The organism is Pseudoalteromonas sp. SWYJZ19, assembly GCF_015864375.1.
In the GTDB taxonomy this organism is placed as follows: Bacteria; Pseudomonadota; Gammaproteobacteria; order Enterobacterales; family Alteromonadaceae; genus Pseudoalteromonas; species Pseudoalteromonas arctica.
This window is the reverse complement of sequence record NZ_JADYXI010000002.1, coordinates 250723-274484: the sequence shown is the minus strand read 5'-3', so window position 1 is coordinate 274484 and position 23762 is coordinate 250723. Positions and strand designations below refer to the sequence as shown.

Annotated in this window: 17 protein-coding genes; 6 read left to right on the top strand and 11 right to left on the bottom strand. The window is 39.9% G+C overall.

Annotated elements, in window-relative coordinates; genetic code table 11:
* Positions 1–600: 600 nt before the first annotated feature.
* From gcvP to I6F45_RS03125, 4 genes are all read right to left on the bottom strand, one after another.
* Positions 601–3492, bottom strand: coding sequence for an aminomethyl-transferring glycine dehydrogenase (gcvP, locus tag I6F45_RS03140; RefSeq protein WP_197159610.1), 2892 nt, complete (start codon positions 3490–3492; stop codon positions 601–603).
* Positions 3493–3653: 161 nt separating this feature from the next.
* Positions 3654–4043 (bottom strand): glycine cleavage system protein GcvH, encoded by a 390-nt coding sequence (gene gcvH, locus I6F45_RS03135; protein ID WP_165727660.1) that lies wholly within the window; start codon positions 4041–4043, stop codon positions 3654–3656.
* A 73-nt stretch (positions 4044–4116) separates the two neighbouring features.
* Entirely contained in the window at positions 4117–5199 is a 1083-nt protein-coding gene (gene gcvT / locus I6F45_RS03130) for a glycine cleavage system aminomethyltransferase GcvT (RefSeq protein WP_007579945.1), read from the bottom strand.
* Positions 5200–5316: 117 nt separating this feature from the next.
* The gene (locus tag I6F45_RS03125; protein WP_197159609.1) at positions 5317–5916 is read right to left on the bottom strand and encodes a hypothetical protein; all 600 of its coding nucleotides are present in this window, start codon (positions 5914–5916) and stop codon (positions 5317–5319) included.
* A gap of 126 nt (positions 5917–6042) precedes the next feature.
* On the opposite strand from I6F45_RS03125, the gene I6F45_RS03120 reads away from it, so the two are divergent.
* Both I6F45_RS03120 and I6F45_RS03115 read left to right on the top strand, forming a co-directional pair.
* Positions 6043–6894: a LysR family transcriptional regulator gene (locus I6F45_RS03120; RefSeq protein ID WP_024607170.1), complete on the top strand. Its 852-nt coding sequence runs from the start codon at positions 6043–6045 to the stop codon at positions 6892–6894.
* Positions 6895–7082: 188 nt separating this feature from the next.
* Positions 7083–9239 carry a TonB-dependent receptor family protein gene (locus I6F45_RS03115; RefSeq protein WP_197159608.1) on the top strand — a complete coding sequence of 719 codons (2157 nt, stop codon included), beginning with the start codon at positions 7083–7085 and terminating at the stop codon, positions 9237–9239.
* Between the two features lie 531 nt (positions 9240–9770).
* On the opposite strand, the gene rlmB is transcribed toward I6F45_RS03115, so the two are convergent.
* The 5 genes from rlmB to I6F45_RS03090 all read right to left on the bottom strand — a co-directional run bounded on the left by rlmB (position 9771) and on the right by I6F45_RS03090 (position 16126).
* Positions 9771–10514: a 23S rRNA (guanosine(2251)-2'-O)-methyltransferase RlmB gene (gene rlmB, locus I6F45_RS03110; protein WP_007378377.1), complete on the bottom strand. Its 744-nt coding sequence runs from the start codon at positions 10512–10514 to the stop codon at positions 9771–9773.
* Positions 10511–13006, bottom strand: coding sequence for a ribonuclease R (gene rnr / locus I6F45_RS03105; protein WP_197159607.1), 2496 nt, complete (start codon positions 13004–13006; stop codon positions 10511–10513). The genes rlmB and rnr overlap by 4 nt, the downstream gene beginning before the upstream one ends.
* A 405-nt stretch (positions 13007–13411) precedes the next feature.
* Positions 13412–14149 (bottom strand): enoyl-CoA hydratase/isomerase family protein, encoded by a 738-nt coding sequence (locus I6F45_RS03100; RefSeq protein WP_197159606.1) that lies wholly within the window; start codon positions 14147–14149, stop codon positions 13412–13414.
* A gap of 262 nt (positions 14150–14411) precedes the next feature.
* Entirely contained in the window at positions 14412–15026 is a 615-nt protein-coding gene (locus tag I6F45_RS03095) for a response regulator transcription factor (RefSeq protein WP_121955314.1), read from the bottom strand.
* Positions 15023–16126, bottom strand: coding sequence for a sensor histidine kinase (locus tag I6F45_RS03090; RefSeq protein ID WP_197159605.1), 1104 nt, complete (start codon positions 16124–16126; stop codon positions 15023–15025). Before I6F45_RS03090 ends, I6F45_RS03095 begins: the two co-directional genes overlap by 4 nt.
* Positions 16127–16452: 326 nt before the next feature.
* On the opposite strand from I6F45_RS03090, the gene I6F45_RS03085 reads away from it, so the two are divergent.
* The 4 genes from I6F45_RS03085 (at position 16453) to queG (ending at position 20486) form a co-directional block, all read left to right on the top strand.
* Positions 16453–17319 carry a DMT family transporter gene (locus tag I6F45_RS03085; RefSeq protein WP_197159604.1) on the top strand — a complete coding sequence of 289 codons (867 nt, stop codon included), beginning with the start codon at positions 16453–16455 and terminating at the stop codon, positions 17317–17319.
* Positions 17316–18020, top strand: a complete 705-nt coding sequence (locus I6F45_RS03080) for a glycerophosphodiester phosphodiesterase (RefSeq protein WP_165727668.1) — start codon at positions 17316–17318, stop codon at positions 18018–18020. The genes I6F45_RS03085 and I6F45_RS03080 overlap by 4 nt, the downstream gene beginning before the upstream one ends.
* Before the next feature lie 45 nt (positions 18021–18065).
* Positions 18066–19286 (top strand): methyl-accepting chemotaxis protein, encoded by a 1221-nt coding sequence (locus I6F45_RS03075; RefSeq protein WP_101216875.1) that lies wholly within the window; start codon positions 18066–18068, stop codon positions 19284–19286.
* A 66-nt stretch (positions 19287–19352) separates the two neighbouring features.
* Positions 19353–20486 (top strand): tRNA epoxyqueuosine(34) reductase QueG, encoded by a 1134-nt coding sequence (gene queG, locus I6F45_RS03070; RefSeq protein ID WP_121955309.1) that lies wholly within the window; start codon positions 19353–19355, stop codon positions 20484–20486.
* 46 nt (positions 20487–20532) lie between these two features.
* Here queG and I6F45_RS03065 read toward each other — a convergent pair whose 3' ends face one another.
* Both I6F45_RS03065 and I6F45_RS03060 read right to left on the bottom strand, forming a co-directional pair.
* On the bottom strand, positions 20533–21660 hold the full coding sequence (locus tag I6F45_RS03065; protein WP_165727670.1) for a response regulator: 1128 nt from the start codon (positions 21658–21660) through the stop codon (positions 20533–20535).
* A gap of 55 nt (positions 21661–21715) precedes the next feature.
* Positions 21716–23710 carry a hybrid sensor histidine kinase/response regulator gene (locus I6F45_RS03060; protein ID WP_197159603.1) on the bottom strand — a complete coding sequence of 665 codons (1995 nt, stop codon included), beginning with the start codon at positions 23708–23710 and terminating at the stop codon, positions 21716–21718.
* Positions 23711–23762: the final 52 nt, after the last annotated feature.

Sequence of the window (23762 nt, the reverse complement as noted above, 5' to 3'; positions counted from 1 at the left end):
GCAATGAAATGAAAGCCATGCTTGCACATGGATGTGCTTTCATGGCGTTTACGTTCACATCAATTGTGCATTGAAGGATTAAGCATGATGCTCGGGTGCGCTGAGAGGTGACGAATAACCGAAGCGCAGCTTCGCAGTATGAGGAAGTGAAGGCATGGATGCCGACAGTAACCCAGCTTCAAGGATGAATTACTAGCAGCAGAGTTAAGTTTGAAAATCTATAGCCCCGCATTGGCTCACCAAGCCAGCGCGACAAAACCTTGAATAAGGTTTCTTCTCTAAAAGCGCGAAACGTATTCGCGTTATCTGTAATAGTAATTCCAAACACCTATTCAAATACTTATTCGGGCTGACGCCCGCGCGTCAGCAAGCTAAACGCCTACAACAAATAACACATACTCTTGGCTTTTGAGCGAGTATGTATATTTGTGATTTGTTGGGTTTCGTTTCACTCTACCCAACCTACGCCCATATCATTTATGGCAATCACCACACACAAAAAAGCCGTTGCATTGCTGCAACGGCTTTTATAATTTTGATAAATTCCCAAACTATAATGGGATTTACTACCCATTAAAGTTCAAAAATTAGTCTCTGCTCTTAATCGCGGTATGTCTCTACCGGTGGGCATGAACATACCAAGTTACGGTCGCCGTATACGTCGTCTATACGAGTAACGGTTGGCCAGAACTTGTTTTTAGCCACTGCAGGCACTGGGAATGCAGCGTAAAAACGGTCGTATGCACGATCCCATTCGTTACCTAACACGTCACCTTGTGTATGCGGTGCAAACACTAGCGGGTTGTTTTCGATTGACCATTCGCCAGAGATTACTTTTTCGATTTCGCCTTTAATTGACACCATTGCTTCGATAAAGCGGTCAATTTCACCTTTTGATTCAGACTCAGTTGGCTCAATCATTAATGTACCAGCTACTGGGAACGACATAGTGGGTGAATGGAAGCCGTAGTCTTGCAAGCGCTTAGCTACGTCCATTTCAGTAATGCCTGATTGCTCTTTAAGCGGGCGTAGGTCAACAATACATTCGTGAGCAACACGGTTGTTACGACCACGGTATAAAATTGGGAAGTGCTTGCTTAGCTCATGCGTTAAGTAGTTAGCATTAACGATTGCCATTTCAGTGGCTTGTTTTAAGCCCTCTGACCCCATCATGGTAATGTAAGCCCATGAAATAGGTAAAATAGCGGCTGAGCCGTAAGGCGCTGCCGATACTGCACCGTTACCAATGCTAGTACCTGGCACGTTAATTACGCTGTGGTTTGGCATAAATGGCGCAAGGTGCGATTTAACACCAATTGGGCCAACACCTGGACCACCGCCACCGTGTGGAATACAAAACGTTTTATGCAAGTTTAAGTGCGATACGTCTGAGCCAATAAAGCCTGGGCTTGTTACGCCAACTTGTGCGTTCATGTTTGCGCCGTCCATGTAAACTTGGCCGCCGTGCTCATGAATAATGTCACAAATTTCGCGAATTGTTTCTTCGTATACGCCGTGTGTAGACGGGTATGTGATCATAATGCACGATAAGTTTTCAGACACTTCTTCAGCTTTCGCTTTAAGATCAGCCATGTCTACGTTACCGTTTTTGTCGCAGTTAACTACCACAATTTTCATGCTCGCCATTTGCGCTGATGCAGGGTTAGTACCGTGCGCAGAGCTTGGGATTAAACATACATTACGGTGTGCGTCGCCGCGTGACTCGTGGTATTTACGAATCGCGATTAAGCCTGCGTATTCACCTTGTGCGCCAGAGTTTGGCTGAAGTGATACTGCATCGTAACCGGTAATGTTTACTAGCCAGTCGTGTAGCTCGCCAATCATTATTTGGTAACCTTCTGCTTGATCTAGCGGGCAGAATGGGTGAAGGTTTGCAAACTCAGGCCACGTAATTGGGATCATCTCAGCAGTCGCGTTTAGTTTCATAGTACATGAGCCTAACGAGATCATTGAGTGATTAAGCGATAAGTCTTTGCTTTCTAGTCGCTTAATGTAGCGAAGCATGTCTGTTTCGCTGTGGTAGCTGTTAAAGTTTGGATGCGTTAGTACTTCGTCGTCACGTACTAAACTTGCAGGAATTGACTCGCTGCCATTTGCTTCAACGTCGGCTGCAATAGCGTCAACACTTAGGCCATGGCCTTCGCCTAAAATAATATCGAATAACTCAGTAATATCGGCGCGTGTTGTTGTTTCTGATACCGAAATTGAGTACTCGCCTTCGTGGTTTGTTGCAAAGTTTACGCCTTTTGCAATTGCACGTGCTATTACGTCGTCTTTGCTATCGCTTACTACTGTTAGCGTATCAAACCAAGTACTGTGCTTAAGTGCGATGCCTTTAGCTTTTAAGCCTGTTGCTAAAATATCAGCAAAGCGATGTATACGCTGCGCGATAGTTTTTAAGCCTTGTGGGCCGTGGTACACCGCGTAAAACGCTGCCATGTTGGCAAGTAATACTTGCGCTGTACAAATGTTTGAATTGGCTTTGTCGCGGCGAATGTGTTGTTCGCGCGTTTGCATTGCCATACGTAGTGCGTCGTTACCTAAGCGGTCTTTAGATACACCAATAATACGACCTGGTAATGAACGTTTGTATGCGTCACGTGTTGCAAAAAATGCAGCGTGTGGACCGCCGTAACCCATAGGTACGCCAAAACGCTGAGCCGAACCAAGTACTACGTCGGCACCTAATTTACCCGGTGCTTTTAATAGTAATAAACTCATTATGTCGGCAGCAACACAGGCAATGGCCTTTTTGCTTTGTACGCCAGCAATTAGGTCAGTTATGTCTACCACTTCGCCTGATGTAGTTGGGTATTGGAACAATGCGCCAAAAATGTCGTGGTTAACGGCATCTTCTGCTTTACCTACAATTATTTCAAAACCAAACTGCTCGGCACGCGTTGTTACTACGTCGATTGTTTGTGTGTGTACGTCGTCAGCGATAAAAAATGCATTGGCTTTTTTAGCTTTTGATACGCGTTTTGCAAGGCCCATAGCCTCTGCAGCCGCTGTTGATTCGTCAAGCAGTGATGCGCTTGCTAAATCAAGTCCGGTTAAATCTAGGGTCATAGTTTGGAAGTTTAATAATGATTCTAAACGCCCTTGAGCAATCTCTGGCTGATACGGTGTGTACGCTGTATACCAACCTGGATTTTCTAGTACGTTACGTAAAATTACGTGCGGTACGTTAGTTGGGTGGTAGCCTTGGCCAATGTACGATTTGAAAACTTTATTTTTGCTGGCTACTGATTTTAAGTAGCTTAGTGTTTCAACTTCAGTACGGCTTTCGCCAACTGTTAGCGGTTGCTCTAGACGAATGCTAGCCGGTACAGTTTGATCAATGAGCTCTTGCACACTCGATACTTCTAAAGCACTTAGCATATCGCTTACTTGTGCTGGGCTTGGCCCAATATGGCGGCGAATAAAATCTTGCTTTTGCTCTAGTTCTTCAAGAGATTTGGCGTTTGACATGAATCCAGATTCCTATGATCCTAAATGCTAATGGGTAACTAGCATTAATTAAAATATTTGACGATTTAACAGTTCACTCAGTATGGGGTGGTGAGCTGTAAAATCATAAAAGCCCCATTTTTATACATTAAACGGGGCTTTTAGTTATCTTCAAAAAATGATTATTCTTCGTCGATAGTGTGCGAGTAACCTTCAGCGTCTAATAAGTTGTCTAGCTCAGACTCGTCAGATGCTTTAATACGGAATAACCAACCGTCGCCGTAAGCGTCGCTGTTTACTGTTTCAGGTGAATCTTCAAGCTCTTCGTTAATAGCAACAATTTCGCCACTGATAGGTGCGTAAATGTCTGATGCTGCTTTAACTGACTCTGCTACTGCACAGTCTTCGCCAGCGTCTACTTCGTCGCCAACTTCTGGTAATTCAACAAATACCATGTCGCCAAGAAGTTCTTGTGCATGCTCAGAAATACCAACAGTAAATGTACCGTCGCCTTCACTGCGAACCCACTCGTGTGAAGGTGCGTATTTTAACTCGCTAGGAATGTTGCTCATTTTATTTGTCCTTTGGTTTATATTGGGAGGATACCAATCGCAATAATTATTGTGATTGGTATAACCAAATTATTTAAATTATTGATTTACCGTTACGTACAAAGCTAGGCTTTACTACTTTAACGTTTACTAATTTTTTACGCATTTCTACTTGAGCTGTATCGCCTGTTGAACGTGGTACACGTGCAAGGGCTACACTAAAACCAAGTGTTGGTGAAAAAGTACCAGAAGTAATAATACCTATCCCACCGTCAACAATTACTTTAGAACCGCTACGCAAAACGCCTTTTTCTTCAAACACTAAGCCAACTAGTTTGTCAGTGCTTTTTTCTGCGCGTTGCTTAACAAGTACGTCACGGCCAATAAAGTCTCGATCTTCTGGTTCCCATGCAATGGTCCATGCCATGTTAGCTGCAAGTGGTGATACGCTTTCGTCCATATCTAGGCCGTAAAGGTTCATACCTGCTTCTAAACGTAGCGTGTCGCGTGCACCTAAACCAGCAGGCTTAACACCTGCGTCTAGCAGTTGTTGCCATAAATCGGCTGCTTGGTCGTTCGGTACTACTATTTCGTAACCGTCTTCGCCAGTATAACCCGTTGTGGCAATAAATAAATCACCTACTTGAACACCAAAAAACGGCTTCATACCTTCAACAGCTGCTTGTTGCTCAGCATTTAAAAGAGTGGCTGTTTTTGCTTTAGCGTTAGGGCCTTGTACTGCAATCATTGCAAACTCAGGGCGCTCTGTAACCGTTACGTCAAAGTCGCTTGATACGTTAGCCAAATGCGCTAGATCTTTTTCGCGCGTTGCTGAGTTAACAACTAGGCGGTAAAAGGTTTCACTAAAGAAATAAATAATTAAGTCGTCTATTACACCGCCTTGCTCGTTAAGCATGCCTGTGTAAAGCGCTTTACCTGGTACGGTTAATTTTGCAACGTCGTTAGCTACTAGCTTACGTAAAAATGCTTGTGCTTGAGGCCCTTTAATATCAACAATAGTCATGTGTGATACGTCAAACATACCTGCGTCGGTACGCACGCTATTGTGTTCTTCTATTTGTGAGCCGTAGTTGATTGGCATTTCCCAGCCATGAAAATCAACCATTTTAGCGCCCGCTTCTAGGTGCTTAGCATGTAGTACAGTTTTAGAAGTCATAACATTCCTTCACGTTTAAATTAACCCTGTTTAGGGCGTGGCTTAAATAGACTTTAATTGCTTAATTGCAATTAAAAACAGGTAAACATTGTTATGTTCACCTGTTGTTTGTATTCGTTATGCGGCTTCACTATGCATAAGTGCAAAACCTTGCGCTTGCATGTAGCTTTGCCATTTTTGTAGCTCTGGCGTTTTTGCTATAAGCACAAAGTGTTGTTCGTCGTTTTTATCAATGGCGGTAATAAATACATCACCACTTTGCGCACCGTAGCATAGTTGCGCGTCAGAAAGGCGCAAACCGGGTGTTAATTTAAAAGCATTTACTAGAGTATCAAACGCGTTGTCGCCACTTAAAATAAAGCTTGCTAGGTCGGTGCGTACTACATAATCAATATCAAAACGTAGCTGTTGCTCGTTTATAAGTGCTTGTAGTTGAAGGCTTGCGTTGTGTGGCAGTACAAATCTAAAGGCGGTTTCGCTAAAGTAATAAACAGCAAAGCTGTAGTCAGAATTATAGTCGCCATCAAGCGTGCCTTTTAAGCCTAAACCGCTGGCGGTAAGCTTAGTTAAATCGAGCCCTAAAATAGTGCTTAAAAATACACTGGTTTCGGTGCCGCTAAAATCCATTACAACGTGATTGTTGTTAGTTTGCAAAGCGTTAGTAACCGCACTACTTGCGTTGCTGTGGCGGGCAAACATTATTGGGTTAAAAGTCATAACAAACACCTGTGTATTTTCGATTACAAAAGTATATTGCCCACGCCTACCAACAACAAATTGTAATTTTTTATCAATTGATAAATAATACTTATATATATAGCCATATAAATTGTAATTTTAAATATGAAAAACATATCAACCGACGGTTTACGTACTTTTGTGATGGTAGTTGAAATAGGTGGCTTTGCTAAAGCAGGCGATTTACTTGGCTTGTCGCAACCTGCTGTCAGTTTGCAAATAAAGCGCTTAGAAGACGTGCTTGGCTATAAACTATTTAAAAAACAAGGACAGCGCCAAGTATTAAACCAGTACGGCGAGCTATTATTGCCTATGGCAAAACAAATGATGCAACACAACGATGCTATTTTGCAGCAGTTCACATCAGAAAACATCGCAGGTAAAGTGCGCTTGGGTATTCCGAGCGAATTTGCAGCGCGTATTTTACCTTCTATTATTGGCGACTTTGTGGCGCTCTACCCTGAGGTGTCGTTAGAAGTTAAGTCGCGTTTAAGTAAACATTTACTTTCGGCTTCTCGCCAAGATCAGTTCGATTTAGTACTTGCGCTAAATGAGCGACTTAACTCTGATAAGTTTCCTATTTTTATGCAAGACGAACTGGTGTGGGTGGGCGACCTGTCACTTGCGCAAAACGACGTGGTTACGCTAGTTACCGCACCAGAGGGGTGTATTTATCGTCGTCGTGCAATTGATGCATTAAAAAATGCAGGCATAAAATACCGAATTGTATATAGCAACGCCGATTTAACCGGCCTTATTGCTGCATTAAAAGAAGGCTTAGGTATTACGGTACTTGCTAAAAGCACAGTACCGAGTGAGCTTAACTATCAAGTTCAAACCAAACATTTACCCACTCTTGGTAATATTGGTATTAGTTTAATTAAAAGCTCGGGCGAATCTGACCATGCAGTAGATAAGCTCGCAGAGTTTATAGCGCTACGTTTAGGTTATAGCTAATCAAAACTTTATAACGAGCAAAGCAATTACAAACTAATACAAAAGAAACGATTTAGTTAACAAAGTTGCATAAGTAGGTATTTTTAGTTCTATTAAACTGAATAATTAAATACTTAATAACATTGATTCGTATTCGTTAACGTGTTCAAATTACGCCAATTAAGATAATTGACATGATTAGGAACACAATGAACCCTAAGTTTTTAGTATCTACCTTGGCAACTGCGGTTGCTTTGTCTTTTAGTGCTACTGCAATAGCAAAAGACACCAGCGATAAAGAACAACGCTTTGAGCAAATTACCGTTATTGGCTCTCAGCAGGCAATTAACGATATTCCTGGTTCGGCTACGTTTATTTCTGATGAAGAACTTCAAAAATTCAAATTTACTGATATTTCTCGCGTTTTAGCGTCTGTTCCGGGCGTTTACGTGCAAGAAGAAGACGGCTACGGCCTTCGCCCTAATATTGGTATGCGCGGCACAGGTACTGGCCGTAACGATAAAATATCAGTAATGGAAGACGGTGTATTAGTTGCACCAGCACCATACTCAGCACCTTCTGCTTACTACTTCCCTACTACGGGTCGTATGGAGTCTATTGAAGTATTAAAAGGCGCGGCATCAGTTAAGTATGGCCCGCGTACTACGGGTGGTGTTTTAAACTTACTTTCGCGCAGCTTACCTACTGAGTCAAATAGCTCAAAAGGTATGGTAGATGCAGCCCTTGGTGGTGATGGTTACTACAAAGGTCACGCTTACTTTGGTAAAGAAAAAAACAACACAGCAGGCTTAATTGAAGTATTTACTTACGGCGCAGACGGCTTTAAAGAACTGCCAGTAGGTAATGACAACACCGGCTTTGAAAAAACAGATTTACTATTAAAGTTTGGTCATACGTTTGGTCAAAACGATGCGCATAATTTAGAGCTAAAAATTAAGTACTCTGACGAAACATCAGACGAAACATACATGGGCTTAACTGACGAAGACTATCAAGAAAGTCCTTACCGTCGTTATGCTGCATCGCAAAACGATGAAATGAACACCCGCCACAACGCATACCAACTTAACTACGCGTACCGTTTTGGTGATGGCTATGAGTTTTTAGCTACGGCTTACTTAAACGATTTTCATCGTAACTGGTATAAAGCCAGTAAAGTAAGCGAAAGCTACCTTGAGCAATACAGTGAATTTGAAGCAAACCCGACAAGCGAAGGTATTGAAGGTATTGGTATTAAAGCTAATAACCGCGATTATCAAGCTAAAGGTATTCAGTCTGAATTACATATTCCTGCAGGCGATCACTATGTAACTGTTGGCGTACGTTACCACGAAGACGAAATGGATCGTTTTCAATGGGAAGACAAATACACACTTAATCAAGACCTAAGCTTAACGCTTACAGAGCAAGGCGTTCCGGGCTCTGACAGCAACCGTGTAGATAGCGCAGAAGCAAGTACCTTATTTATTCAAGACGAGTGGACAATTGATGCATTAGTAGTAAGTGCAGGTCTTCGTTATGAAGATATTACTATTACGCGTGAAGAGTGGTCTAAATCAGATCCAACACGCAGCAACGGTTTAACTAAAGATGTGTCGAACGACACTGAAATTTTAGTTCCGTCACTAGGTGCTACTTACACGCTTAACGAAAACGTAACGCTACTTGCGGGCATTCAAAAAGGTTATGCACCAGCAGCACCTGGTAATGCTGACCAAGAAGAAGAAGAAAGTGTAAACATTGAGTTTGGCTCTCGCTTTAATATGGATGGCTTTAGCGGTGAAGTAATTGCGTTTTACTCTGACTACAGCAACATGCACGGTAACTGTACTGCAGCGGTTGGTTGTAGCGACGACAACATTGGCGACCAATACAACTACGGTGAAGTAGAAGTAGCGGGCTTTGAATTTAGTGCAGCACGTACGTTTGCAACTGATACAGCTATGTTCCCAGTTAAATTAACGTATACCTACACAGACTCTGAGTTTAAAAACGATTTTGATTCAGAAATTTGGGGCACGGTAGAAAAAGGCGATGCAATGCCTTACGTACCAGAAAACCAAGTAGCGTTATCGTTAGGTGCTGAGTTTTCTGCGTTTGTAGTTAACAGCCAAATACGTTACGTATCTGATGCGCATGCTAACTTAACGCAGTCGGGCTTAAACGCAATTGATAGCCGCGTAGTATGGGATTTAGCTGCTAAATACTTAATCGATGAAAATCAAAAAGTATACCTAAGCGTTGATAACTTGTTTGATAAAACATACGTTGCTAACCGTTCAAACGGTGGCATTCAACCAGGTAAGCCGCGTACTGTACAGATGGGCTACACTTACTCATTCTAAATTGAAAGCTGGTTAAACGGTTCACTAACTACGTTAATAATTTTTTATGTAAGAACACTACACATCTAAATTATTGCCTTGTTATTAAACCGTTTCCCTGCGCTTTGTATAGGATAAGTGGTTCACTAACAGCGTTGATAATTTTTTATGTAAGAACACTACACATCTAAATTATTGCCTTGTTATTAAACCGTTTACCTGCGCTTTGTATGAGATAAACGGTTCACTAACAGCGTTAATAATTTTTTATGTAAGAACACTACACATCTAAATTATTGCCTTGTTATTAAACCGTTTACCTGTGCTTTGTATAGGAGAAATGATTCACTAGCTACGTTAAAAATAACTCATATAAGAACAACTATATTTCGTTATTTTTGCCTTGCTATAGAGTTATTTTCCTATCGCTATAATAGAGCATCAATTGATGTAAAGTTAAAAGCGTAAGTTACAGATACAAAAAAGCCGAGATTGAATTTCAATCTCGGCTTTTTTAATACTTAATTTAAATTAGGTATTATTTATTAGGTATTAGTTATTTGCGTTACGTTGGCGTAATACTTCAAACAAACAAATACCCGTGGCTACCGATACGTTTAAGCTTGAAACAGTACCCGCCATTGGGATTTTAACGAGCATATCGCAATGCTCACGCGTTAAGCGTCGCATGCCCTCGCCTTCTGCGCCCATAACAATAGCCATTGGGCCCGTTAAGCTTGCATCAAATACGTGGTTATCAGTTTCGCCAGCAGTGCCTACAACCCATACGCCTGCATCTTTAATTTCGCGAAGCGTACGTGCAAGGTTAGTCACTTGAATTAGCGGTACTGTTTCGGCTGCGCCACAAGCTACTTTACGTGCTGTGCCGTTAAGCTTGGCAGAGCGATCTTTAGGTACAATTATAGCGTGAACACCAGCAGCGTCTGCACTACGTAGGCATGCGCCTAAGTTATGCGGATCGGTAATACCATCAAGCACAAGTAAAAACGGGGTGTCTTCACGAGCGATTATTGCATCAAGATCTTTTTCGTTAAACGTTGGCGCTGCTTTTACGTTGGCAATAATACCTTGATGCTGCTCACCCTTTGATTTGCTATCAAGGGCTTTACGCTGCATAAACTGTACTGAAATACCAAACTTACGTGCTTCATCAATAATCGGAGTTGAGCGTTTGTCGTCACGACCTTTAAGGGCGTAAATTTCTACAAAGCGCTCTGGCTCGCTTTCTAAAATTGCTTCAACAGAGTGAAAGCCAAAAATTAATTCATTACTCACGTATTATCTGCTCCTGGGCTAGTACTTTTACGGGCATTTTTGCCAGCTCTTTTAGGCTTTTTAACTGCCTTCTTCTTCGGCTTTTTCTTTACGACAGTGTCTGCTGCTTTTTTATCTGCGGGTTTAGTTGCAGACTTATTTGCAGGCTTGCCTTTATCTTTATTTGCTGGCTTTTTTTTACCTTTTGGCTTGTCATCGCTGTGCGACTTTTTACCCGGTACTTTGCCTGCTTTTAATTGCGAACGCACACTTGCTGGCGCATGCTCTGATTTACCTGAACCTTTTTTTGGCGCACGACGACGTGAGTATCTGTCTTGTGCAACATCGCCTTTAAGCGTTAAGTTGATACGGCGATCGTCTAAACTAACCGACGCAACTTTTACTGTTACTTTATCGCCAAGGCGATAAACTTTGTGAGAGTGCTCACCTATTAAGGTGTGTTTTGCAGCATCATGCGCAAAAAACTCGTCGCCTAAATTAGTAACATGAATAAGCCCATCAATTTGTAAATCGTCTAAACGAATAAACAAACCAAAGTTAGTGACCGATGAAATAACACCGTCAAACTCGTCACCTACGTGATCTTGCATAAACTCACATTTAAGCCAGTCGGCTACTTCGCGAGTTGCATCATCGGCGCGGCGCTCTGTGGTAGAACACTGCTCACCAAGTTGATCAACTTCGTCGTCGGTATAAGCGTATTCGCCAGACGTTTGCTGACCTTGTGCTTTTATTACTGCTTTAATAGCACGATGTACTACTAAATCTGGGTAACGACGTATTGGCGATGTAAAGTGCGCGTAAGCCGATAACGCTAAACCAAAGTGACCAATGTTATCTGGCTGATATACAGCTTGTTTCATTGAACGCAGTAGCATAGTTTGAATAAGCTCGGCTTCTGGGCGGTCACCTAGTCGCGCTAATACTTGGGTTATTTCTTTTGGTGTTGGCTCGTCGCTTAATGTGCTTTCGATACCTAACTCGCCTAAAAACTTAGTAAAGTTACCTAGCTTTTCGCTATCTGGTTCGTCATGCACACGATAAAGCGCGCTTGCTTCGTGCTTTTCAAGAATTTTAGCCGCCGATACGTTGGCTAAAATCATACATTCTTCAATCAGTTTGTGCGCATCGTTACGAATAACAGGCACTATTGATTCTATTTTACGCTGAGCGTTAAATACAAAACGTGTTTCTAAGGTTTCAAACTCAATGGCACCACGGTCTTGGCGTGCAGCTTTAAGTGCCATATACATTTGCTGTAAGTCAGTTAAATGTGGCACTACGGCTGAGTATTCTTCGCGTAGTTTTTCGTCGTTTTGTAAAATGGCATTTACTTTGGTGTAAGTTAAACGTGCATGCGAGTTCATTATCGCTTCGTAAAACTTATAGCCCGAAAGTTTACCCGCGCTCGATACGGTCATTTCGGCAACCATACATAAGCGATCTACTTTTGGATTAAGCGAACATAATCCGTTAGAAAGCACTTTTGGTAGCATCGGAATTACTTGCTCAGGAAAATACACTGAGTTACCACGCAAAATTGCTTCTTTGTTAAGCGGCGTGTTCATTCCTACGTAATGCGATACATCGGCAATGGCAACCCATAAGCGCCAGCCACCCGATTTTTTAGGTTCACAGTATACGGCGTCATCAAAGTCGCGAGCGTCTTCGCCATCAATGGTTACAAGTGGTAAGTCACGTAAATCTACGCGGCCTTTTTTGTCAGCGTCTTCAACAAACTCACCTAGGTGAGCAACTTGTGCTTCAACTTCTTCTGGCCATACATGTGGAATATCGTGATTGCGCAGTGCTACTTCAATTTCCATACCTGGGGCTAAATGCTCACCAAGTACATCAATAATTTTACCTACCGCGTTCATGTTGCGGCTTGGATTTTGAGTGATTTTAACCTGCACCATTTGGTTATGGCGGGCACCGTTTTCGTTGCCTGGTAAAATCATTATATCTTGCGTTATGCGCGGGTCTTCAGCCACCACAACGGCAACACCATGCTCTACAAAGTAACGGCCAACAATTGGCGCGCGCTCGTTAGTAAGCACTTTTATAATACGTGCATCGCATTTTGAGCCAGAACCACGTTTAGTGCCTTTAGCTAGTACAATGTCGCCATGTAACACCATATTCATTTGGTGCTTAGCAATAAACCAATCTTTACTCTCGCCTTCAACTTCTAAAAAGCCAAAACCGTCTCTGTGGCCTATTACTTTGCCTTTGGTTAAACCGGCTTCGTCAATTAGGGCATAGCATTTAAATTTATTAAAATACAGCTGTCCGTCACGCTCCATAGCGCGAAGGCGGCGTTTAAATGCTATTTGGCGTTCGTCATCGTTTACTGCTAGTTCTTCACATAATTGCGCGTAGTTAGCAGGTTTTGAACGCTCTTGAAGGTGAGTAAGTATAAACTCACGACTAGGGACTGGGTTTTCGTACTTTTCTTGTTCTCGACTGAGATTTGGATCTTGGTTTGACATTCACTATCTTGTTAGTTGGTTATGTAGGTATTTTAACCCATATAGTTATAATGAGACAGGTAAAAGCGATTAAACTTTTAAGAAAGCACTTTTACCTTGCTGTTTATCTTGCTGTATAGTTTAAAAATCTAGCGCAATGGGGCTTAACGACCCCTTAACTGCAAAGTATTTAGTCATCTGGTAGCAATGCTAAAACCCTTTCGCGCTATTATAACCTGAGCTCTGGATAATAAATCTATCTCGAGCAGCTATATTCAGCGCTAACAGCGTTGAATATACTTGCAATAGGCCAGCTATTGACGCGTAAATTCGCCTTGTTTTCACTAAAAATCTCTGGCTAGAGAAAATAAATTTAAATATCACCATGATTCAATACGTTAGTAAATCTCTTAACCAGAGTTCATGTTATTTATTTTTTTGTAGGTTTTTCCACAGCAGTTTGCTTATATTATCAATAAAGCTTGGGTCTTCTTCTTTCATTGTAAGCAAAATTTGCTTATTCATTTGTGATTTATTTTGAGCGTAAATCCAGCGGTTTTTATTAAACTGCTGGGCAAACTCAAGTACACCTGCTTGTAGTTCATCGTTATTTGCAAACACAGCTTCAACTACTTTGTTCTCTAGCAACTGCTGTGCACCAACACGCTCTCCTGACATAGCTAAACGATTAAAGAATGTTTGCGAAATTGCTTTATTAATTATAGGAAACATCGACGGTACAAACGGCACCATTACGTCCACTTCAGGAAAACAAAAGAAGCCTTTATCTGACTTCATAAATCTAAAATCGCACGCACACGCAAGCACCGAACCATTGCCATAGGTATGCCCGTTTAACGCAGCAATAATAGGCATAGGAAAAGTAACTATGCGCTTAAACAAGTCACTTATTTGAATCATAAAGTCAGAAATTGCAGCAGGTAAAATACTTGGATTGGACATCCATTGAAGGTCGATACCCAATGACCAGTTTTTGTCACTCGCAGACGTTAAAATAACTGACTTAATGTTTTGATCTGCTTCAATATGGTCAAGATGTAAATTAAACTCAGCCAAAAATGCTGGGTTGTGGCGGTTTTCAGCGGTATTCATAGTGAGTATTGCAGTACTATTTTTAGTTATTAGTTCTATTAGATTTGCCATTAAACCCTCTTTTAACGCTTTTTAAGCTAACTTTAAGCGCTGTTCGTTACTTTTATAAGTAATACCAACCTGCATAAATCTTTGATCAATTTAACGAATTAAATTTCACTATAACGTCGTTAAAAAATTTTTATTTAGAACAACTAGATACAAAAATTTTTGCCTAGTTCTAGCGTAATTTTCTTAACGTTAAATAGACCCCATATATAAGCAGATTGGTATAACATAGTAATACTTTGCTTATAATTTATAAACCCACTATTTAAAGCCATCCTTTTTGTTTAGCTATACGTGCAGCATCTATACGGTTAGTGGCGTTTAGCTTAGCAATAGCGTCTGATAAATAATTACGTGTAGTACCTTCGCTTATAAATAACTGCTTGGCTATGTCGCTTGTTTTAAGCCCGTCGCTTGCAAGTTTAAGTGCTTTGCGTTCTTTATCGGTAAGTGGATCTGCGTCGTCCAATGCATTAATAGCAAGCTCTGGGTCTATCACTTTTTGCCCCTGCATTACTTTTTTAAGCGCATTTATTAGCTCTTCACTGGGTGCTTCTTTTAAAATAAAACCTTTAACACCTGCCGTAAGCGCTCGCCTAATATAACCCGCACGAGAAAATGTAGTCATAATAACCATTTTTATAGCGGGAAACTTAGCGGCTATTTTTTCACTCAGCTCTATACCATTCATGGTTGGCATTTCTATATCGGTTAAAATTATATCGGGATGTAAATCACTATCAAGCGCTTCAATTGCATTAAGTGCATCTTGCCCGTTACTTGCTTGCCCAATTATCTCTATATTAAAATCGAGACTTAATAGTGCTGCGATTGCATCACGAACAAGCGCTTGATCTTCCACTAAATAAACTTTAATCATTGTAAATCCTTAGCTGTGATTGGCAATATCACATTTAGCGTAAAAGTATCACCACAGGTAAATTTAGCACTGCCCTTTAATTGCTCTGCTCGCTCTGTAATGCCATTTAAACCATTACCTACTTTTAATGTATTGCATGGCGCGTTATCAATCACTTTAATAAGAAGCTGTTGCGCTGTTTGCTCTATGCTTATTTCGCAATTTTTTGTGCTGCTATGACGTAATAAATTAGTCACAGCCTCTTTAATTATTAACCCAGCGAACCCTTCTACCTTAGCGGGCAGAGTATCTAAATTTACGCTCACTTTTACGTTAAAACCTTGCTCTATTAATCTTTGTTTTAGCTGTGCTATTTGACTGACAAGGTTAAGCTGTTTTAAATCACTAACGGCGCTTCTTACATCACTAAGTAACTGCCTTGCAAGATCGGCCACTTGTGCAATTTCGCTATTTGCTTGAGCGTAACGCTCACCTTGGTTTAATTTATTGGCAAGCTCAGCTTTTAAAGCAATAGATGACAATGAGTGACCTAAAATATCGTGCAAGTCGCGGGCTATCCGCTCACGCTCAGCAATTGCTGCTAATTGCTCTAATTGGTTAGCGCTTTCTTGCTCACGTTTTTTGTACAGGCTCTCTCTTTTAGCTGCAATACCGTAACTAAATAAGGCTGCACATAAAATCAAAGCAACGGCTAAAAAGTATTGCACCTTCCCTATATCACCAATATATGCGCTTAATAAAACCGTAGATATAATCGCGAGTGCAGCATAAATTCTTTGATGGTAGCTGTATGCATAGCCTGCTACGTACGCTGCAAAGCCAAATAAAGTAGGAGTACCAGTGGTGTAAAAAGTGGCGCAAAAACAAATTAATAGCATGGCTACAAACAACTTGGTCACCCCTGCACTTTTGCAGTTTATTGCTTTTACATATAAAAGAATAAAAGCAACATAAAAGGCTAAAGACATCGTTATTTGGTTAGCAGTAAAGCTCGCAAAATTAATTGTTAGTGGGAGTAAATAAAAGCCTGTAAAAATTAAATGCCCATATTTCCAAAAACCTTTATCACTTTGTTGAGAAAAGGAGTTAAGCGAGCTCATACTAATACCTCAGGCATATTATTTTTACTTATAGGACTATTTTTATTAATAAATATAAATAACATAAAAATGCACGCCAGCATAAAGCAATCTGCGTACGTAATCGTAAAACTTAACGCCTCTAGCACTTCATTAATAGTTAAGCTGATTAAAATTAAAGAATTCATAATTATCCCCTGTTGAGTAAGGTAACTATGCCAGCGTATAAAAATAATAAGAGTGTGAAGTGTCATCAACTTTTATGACATTTGTCATGCGATAAAAAATTCATCTTAAGAATTTTTAAGCAATGTTAATATGTTCAAAAAGTACAACAAGGAAACTAAATGCAATCTCAGCAGCAAAGTTTAATTTATTTGCACATAGCGGTATTACTTTTTGGCGGAACCGCTCTATTTGCCAAGCTTATTGGTTTAAATGCTTTAGATATTACCGTTTACAGAACTGCAATTGCAGGAATGGCTATTTTAGCCATGCTGTATTTTCAAAAAAAACAAATTAAACTCAACAAACCTAAAGACTACCTTATTGCGTTATTTTTAGGTGTTGCGGTGGGTATTCACTGGGTTACCTATTTTGCTGGTATGCAAATGGCCGGTATAACTATTGGAATGCTGGCATTTTTTAGCTATCCCGTAATGACGGTGTTTTTAGAACCCTTATTTAATAAAAGCAGGCCAAAAGCAAAAGATATAATAAGTGCGGCGGTGGTTGTTTTAGGTATTTACCTGTTAGTACCAAGTGCAAATTTAGGCGACAATGTGACCTTAGGTGTAATAACAGGTGTTATATCGGCATTGTTTTTTTCAATCAGAAACATTACCCATAAGCGCTACTTTAGCCAATATGGTGGCCCGCAAACTATGTTTTATCAAACCTTAGTGGCAAGCATTATGCTGTGCGCATTTATAGAAGTGCCGGTATATGAGGTTAGTAATCACGACCTAATTTTAATTGCCATAGCGGGTGTTATTTTTACAGCTACACCGCACTCGTTATTTGCAGCAAGTTTAAAGCATTTATCAGCGGCAACTGCGGGGTTAATTTCTTGCTTACAACCACTTTATGGCACCATACTGGCTATAGTAATTATTCATGAACGTCCTACTGTTATGACGTTAGTTGGTGGAGCACTTATTGTTAGTGCCGCTTGTTTTGAAACGTGGTCAATCACTAAAAAGGCTCGACAATGAAAGTATTTGCACACCGTGGTGCCAGTGGGGATTTTCCTGAAAACACCAAAAGCGCTATTTTAGAAGCGTTAAAAGTAGGTGTTGATGGTATTGAAGTAGATATTCAAAGTTCCATCGATGATTACATGATAATACACGACTCATGGCTCGATAGAACCACCAGCGGTAAAGGTAGGGTGAGTAACTTTACGGCACATGAACTCTCTAAACTTGATGCTGGAAATGGTGAAAAAATTCCCACTCTTCAGCAGTTGTTTGATTGGAATAATAATAAATCTTTATTAAATATTGAGCTTAAACATACATTTGAACTAGAAAGGTTTGTGGCTCAACTTGAAGAAAACATTGAAGCTAACAAAATATCGAAAGCAAATATTTTAGTATCATCGTTTGATCATCATCAACTACAGTGGCTTAAAAGCAAGCTACCATGGCTTAAAATAGGCGCCCTTACTTCTTCTATTCCAATTAACTATGCAAAGTTTGCAAGTGATTTAAACGCTTATAGCGTACATGCAGATAAAACCTTTATAAATAAGGCTTTTGCCGATGATGCAAAAAAAAGAGGCTTAAAGATTTATGCTTATACGGTCGATAGAGAACAAGATATAGCGCTAATGCTTGAGTATGGCATAGACGGAATTTTTACAAATTACCCAGCGCGAACCAAAGCTTACTTGTTATCGTTACAAAAAAGCTAACTTACACCTCCCTAACTAAAATAAGAATCGTAGGGCTTAAGCATAATGAGTAGTTTTATGAAAATTTATAACTATATAGAGCAAACATTCTTTTTTACGTTAACGCGTAAAATAGTCGGTAATTTAAGTTTTGTATTATTGTTCCAAGCAATTACGTTATTTTGGCTGCATCAGAGCTTAAGCGAACAACAGCAAAGTACAGGGCTATTTTGGCTGCTTACGCTTGTTATTATATCTGGTTTTATTTTTACTCTTTTTTATATGCGTTTTTTAATTGTTCGCCCTGTTACTGCTATGCGCGATACTTTGATAAAAATAAACCAACAAGATGCAAATTTAGCAGCAAAACTTCCCCACTTTTCGTATGACGAATTTAAAGATTTAAGTTCACAATATAATATATTTACTGCCCATTTAAGTGAGTTACTCAGCACAACATATAACAGTGCTCAAGCTAGTGCACACAGTAATATACAAGTCACCGAATCGATGAAAAATACTGAGCAATCAAGTGAGCAACAAATACAGTTAAGCCACAGTATTATTAATGCCAGTATGCAAATAACCCAAAGCTTACAAAACATAGTAAATAATACAGATAGCGTGCATAACGTTAATAATGAACACCTTAACTTTGTAAAACTATCTGCATCAGAGCTCGCAGCTTTAGTAAAGCAGGTTAAACTTATTACTAATATGCTAGGTAGCTTTTCAAATACAATTGCGGGACTGAAAGAGAACAGTGAAAACATTCGCAGTATTTTAAAAATGGTTGAAGAGTTTTCTGATCAAACCAATTTGTTAGCCCTTAACGCCGCAATAGAAGCAGCTAGAGCGGGTGAAGCTGGCAGAGGATTTGCCGTAGTTGCAGACGAAGTACGCACACTTTCAATAAAGGTAAGTGGCGCAACTAGGCAAATAAGCGACTTTATTACTCAAATGAATGAGCTAGTAAATGAAACAAATAAAGAGTCAGAGCAATTAATGACTCACTCCAATAATGCACAAAGCTCAATTAGTGCAACCTCCGAGGGTTTTACAAAAATGCTTAGTGAGTTTGAGCACAACCAACAGCAACTACAACAAATAGCCAGTGCTGTACATATGCTTGAGGGCACTCAAACTAATACTCACCAATCGGTAGAGCAAATAGTAGCTTTAGGTGAGCAAGCTAAACAGCAAATAGATACGGCATTAGCCGATAGCGAGCAATCTCAACAATTAAGCTTACAAACCCAACAACAGTTAAAGCGCTTCGTGCGCTAAGAAGCGTTTTCGGGCTCAGAGAAATATGGTAAATTACGCAGCTATTAATTTAAGTGTGTAAAGCGTGTGAGCAACCCTACCCCAGACTATGAAAAATTAGCCCTGCAAATAAAAACCTGGGGGCAAGAGCTTGGTTTTAGCGAAGTAGGTATTACTGATATTGACCTATCTAAGCACGAAGCCCAATTGCAACGCTGGCTTGATGCTGGCTACCACGGCTCGATGGATTATATGGCTGCTCACGGCATGAAACGCGCTCGCCCTGCTGAATTAGTACCTGGTACACAGCGTGTTATATCCGTAAAAATGAATTATCTTCCTCCCGATGCTGGCTTTGCAAAAACCTTAAAAAATAAAGAAAAAGCATACATAAGTCGTTATGCACTGGGTCGTGATTACCATAAATTAATGCGTAATCGTTTAAAAAAACTTGGCCAAAAAATAGAGCAAGAAATTGGCGAATATGGCTTTAGGCCATTTGTAGATTCAGCCCCGGTACTTGAGCGTCAACTTGCCGAAAAAGCCGGTTTAGGGTGGCGTGGTAAGCATTCGTTATTAATTAATCAAGAAGCAGGATCGTGGTTTTTTTTAGGCGAACTATTTATTGATTTACCTCTACCAATAGATGCAGAGAACACGTTTGAAGGCTGCGGAAAATGTGTTGCTTGTATTACTCTTTGCCCAACAGGTGCAATTGTAGAGCCTTACGTTGTTGATGCACGTAAATGCATATCGTACTTAACGATAGAACACCAAGGCCCCATACCCGAACAATACCGAACTTTATTAGGCAACCGTATCTATGGTTGTGATGATTGCCAGTTGGTATGCCCTTGGAATCGTTATGGACAAATAACGGATGAAAATGATTTTCATCCTCGTACTCAATTAAAAAATAAAGATTTACTTGAGCTATTTGCTTGGGATGAGCCTACATTTTTAAAAAATACCGAAGGCAGCCCTATTCGCCGCATAGGTCACGAACGTTGGTTACGTAATATAGCGGTCGGTTTAGGTAATGCAGAGTTTAGCCCGGCTATTATTCATGCTTTACAAGATAAAAGCCAAATATCCAGCGAGCTTGTTTTAGAACATATTGAATGGGCGCTTGCTCAACAAAACGATAAACAACGATTACAAATTCGTAAAACGGCTAGGTTAATCAGAATCGTAGAAAAAGGCTTACCCAGAGATGCATAATGCAGTTGGAGTAAGCCTTAAAGTAACATTATTTAATTAAATATATTTAGCTCTTTAAAAGCAATGACAGGTCTTGCTCAATTTCAGCAAAAGCTGCTTTTACCTGTTTAACAGACTCCTCTCTGGCCACTGAGTTTTGGATAGTTTCATCTACTTTTTTATAAATAAACACCTCCTGATCTTCATCTAATCCCATTGATGGGATACGTTCTTCGAGCTCTTCTTGTAACTGTTTAAACACTTTTTCGTTGTTTTGACGGTTGTCATTCAATAAGCTAATTAAGCCATGAAACTTACTGTGAACTGTACTTGCTACGGCATTAAGTTTTGCTTGTTGTGATTCAAGCATTTTCTTAGTCATGATGGCGCGTAGTTGCTGCTCGGTAACACTGACAATAAAACATACGTGGTCGCGTATACGCCCGTGTTTATCTGGATCGTGATCAGGCATATTTAAAATAAGTAAGCTAATCAATTCATAGTTAACTAAAATTCGATGCGAAAATTCATGTAAACGCCCTTTGTTTTTAAGCATTTCAAATAGCTCCACCACAATAGGTGAACACACGCCGCTTAATGCAAAGTGACTAATTTCATCGTTCTCTCTAAACTCAACATTACTTTGCAAATCAAAAGATTGCAGGCAATCTATAAGCGCTTTACCTAGCTCTTGAGGGTCGTTAATAAAGCCTATGTTTTCAACGTAGTTAACTATCTGCCCCATTTCACTGCTGTTAGCCATGGCATTAAATGCAGTTGATGTAGCATCTTCAACTTGCTTTTCAAGGCTTTGTTTTTCAACAAGTACTTGGTTTAAATTTTTAAGCTTTGACTTAAGTTCATCATGGCCAAAGGGTTTTACAATATAGTCTTCTGCACCAACCGAGTAGCCTTCCATACGCTCTTCAACTGTGCCACGAGCAGACACAAACATAACAATAATGTGTGCTGTATTTGGGTTTGCTTTAAGTGCCTTACATACTTCATAGCCGTTCATTTGCGGCATACTTACGTCGAGCAATATAACCTGAGGCATATAGCCTTCAACCATGTTTAAACACTCAGGACCACTTGTTGCTACTTGTAATTCAAAATCAAGATCCTCTAAAATCTCCTCAATAATTTCAAGGTTAAAGGGTTCGTCATCAACGGCAAGTATTTTAGTTAAGGCCATAATTTATCATCCATTCAAATTCTCAAAAAAAGTTACTTGGTATGCTAACTAGCAATTAATTACTGTGTTGTATTAATTGATCTTCAGCCAAATGATCATCTAGATTTATTTCTAATGGCACCTGTATAGATATAGTTGCACCACCATTTTCGTTGTTACGTGCAGTGATCTCACCTTGATGTAAAGACACAAACTCTCTACACAATGCAAGGCCCAATCCGGTACCACCGGCACCGCTATTTGTTTTGCTGCTTTGTACAAACTTAGTAAAAATATGTTCCAGCTCATCTTCTGGTATACCGACCCCATTATCGGTAACCTCTATGGTAGCAAATCGACTATCTGACTCTAAATTTATCTGTATTTTACTTTTTGGTTCACTAAATTTGAGTGCATTACCTAATACGTTTCGAAGTAACTGGTTTATTTGCTCTTCATCACACTGCGAAATTACAGGTAGCGGCTGCGCGGTGAATACAACCTCAATTTCTTTTTCCATTGCCGTACCAGATACATCATCAATACTTGTTTTTATAATGTTCGCTAAATTATATGGACGAGGATTAAATGGAAACTTACCCACATCAAGCTTAGATAGGTCGAGTAAATTATTTAGTAACGACAGTAAACGCTCACCACTACTCTCTATTCGCGATAGGTATTTAATTAGTTTCTCTTTTGCAAAATCTCCAGTTTCTAATTTGCTTAAACCAAAACGCGAAAAGCTTAAAATAGAGTGCATTGGTGTGCGAAGTTCATGCGACATGTTTGCTAAAAACTCTGATTTACTTAAGTTTGCAGCTTCAGCAATATTTTTTGCATGTTCAAGCTGTGAAGTACGCGCTCTTACTTGCTCTTCAAGGATATCTTTTGCTTCAAGTAGTAAATCTTCTTTTTGCTTAAGGTGGGTTACATTTTTAAATATTACGGCAAGTGCTATTTCACCATGGTGATCTATCTCATTAAAAGATCCCACTAACGGTATATAGCCCCCTGCAGTTTTAGATAAACGTAAGTCGCAGCTAAATTGGCGATTACTATTTAATGTCGAAATTTTATTTTTAATACCTAACGTTGAATCATCATCTAAAAAGCTAAATACTGATTTACCTTCTAGTTCGTTAAACGGTAAGTTAAATAGTTTTAAACAAGCATCATTAGCTTCTATCACTCTACCGCATTTCTCAAACAACATAATTGCATCAGGCGTATGCTTATAAATAACCTGAAGTAGGCTGTCTTTTTCAATCAGGGCATCAACCGTATCTTGTAGCCTTTCGACAAGTTCTGCGTTATGGCGTTTCAATAACTCTGTTTGCCACAGTTTATGTATTGATTGTAATAATGAGCTGTCGTTCAATGGCTTAATAAGTACGTCTTCTACACCTTGACGAATAGCTTCAATCATTGAAACTTGATCGGGACGTGAGGTAAATAATAAGCAACGGCAATGTGGTTGCATTATTTTTAAGTTTGAAAAAATTTCTAAACCGGTTCCGTCATCTAAAACAAAATCACTTATCAGTATATCGATTTTCTTTTCTTTCGTAATTTCTAAAGCTTCTGCAGAGGTGGTTGCTGTATGGGTCTCGATATGAGCACCAATCAAGCTGTTTTTCATTTTTTCGAGGCGCTCAGGAACATGATCGACGAGTAAAATAGCGGGTAATTGCAAAATATGATTAGAGCCTAATTCTAGTAGGCTCTCTAAAAGAGAAGTAATTTCTTTATTAGAAAAAAATGGGTAGATCACGGTTGCGTCAGGCGCAACATGATTTAGCTCACTAAACGCAGTTAGTTGCTCACCACTTTGTGCTTTTGGAGCAAGCAGCATAAAACGCTCTTGCGCTACTTGGCTAACAAGCGATTTTATAGAATCAACAGGCACACCATGGGCAACAACAACTAAGTCGTAGTCGCCTATATTGGTATACATGTCTAGCATGCTGAAATGAATTAATTCGACTTCACATCCTATTAATTCTAAAAGCACTTTCACACGCATTGCGATGACACTGCTACTATCAACAATTAATATTTTTCGAATCATCAAGCTACACTTCAAATTAATAAACTTAATATGATAATAGCGTAGACTATTT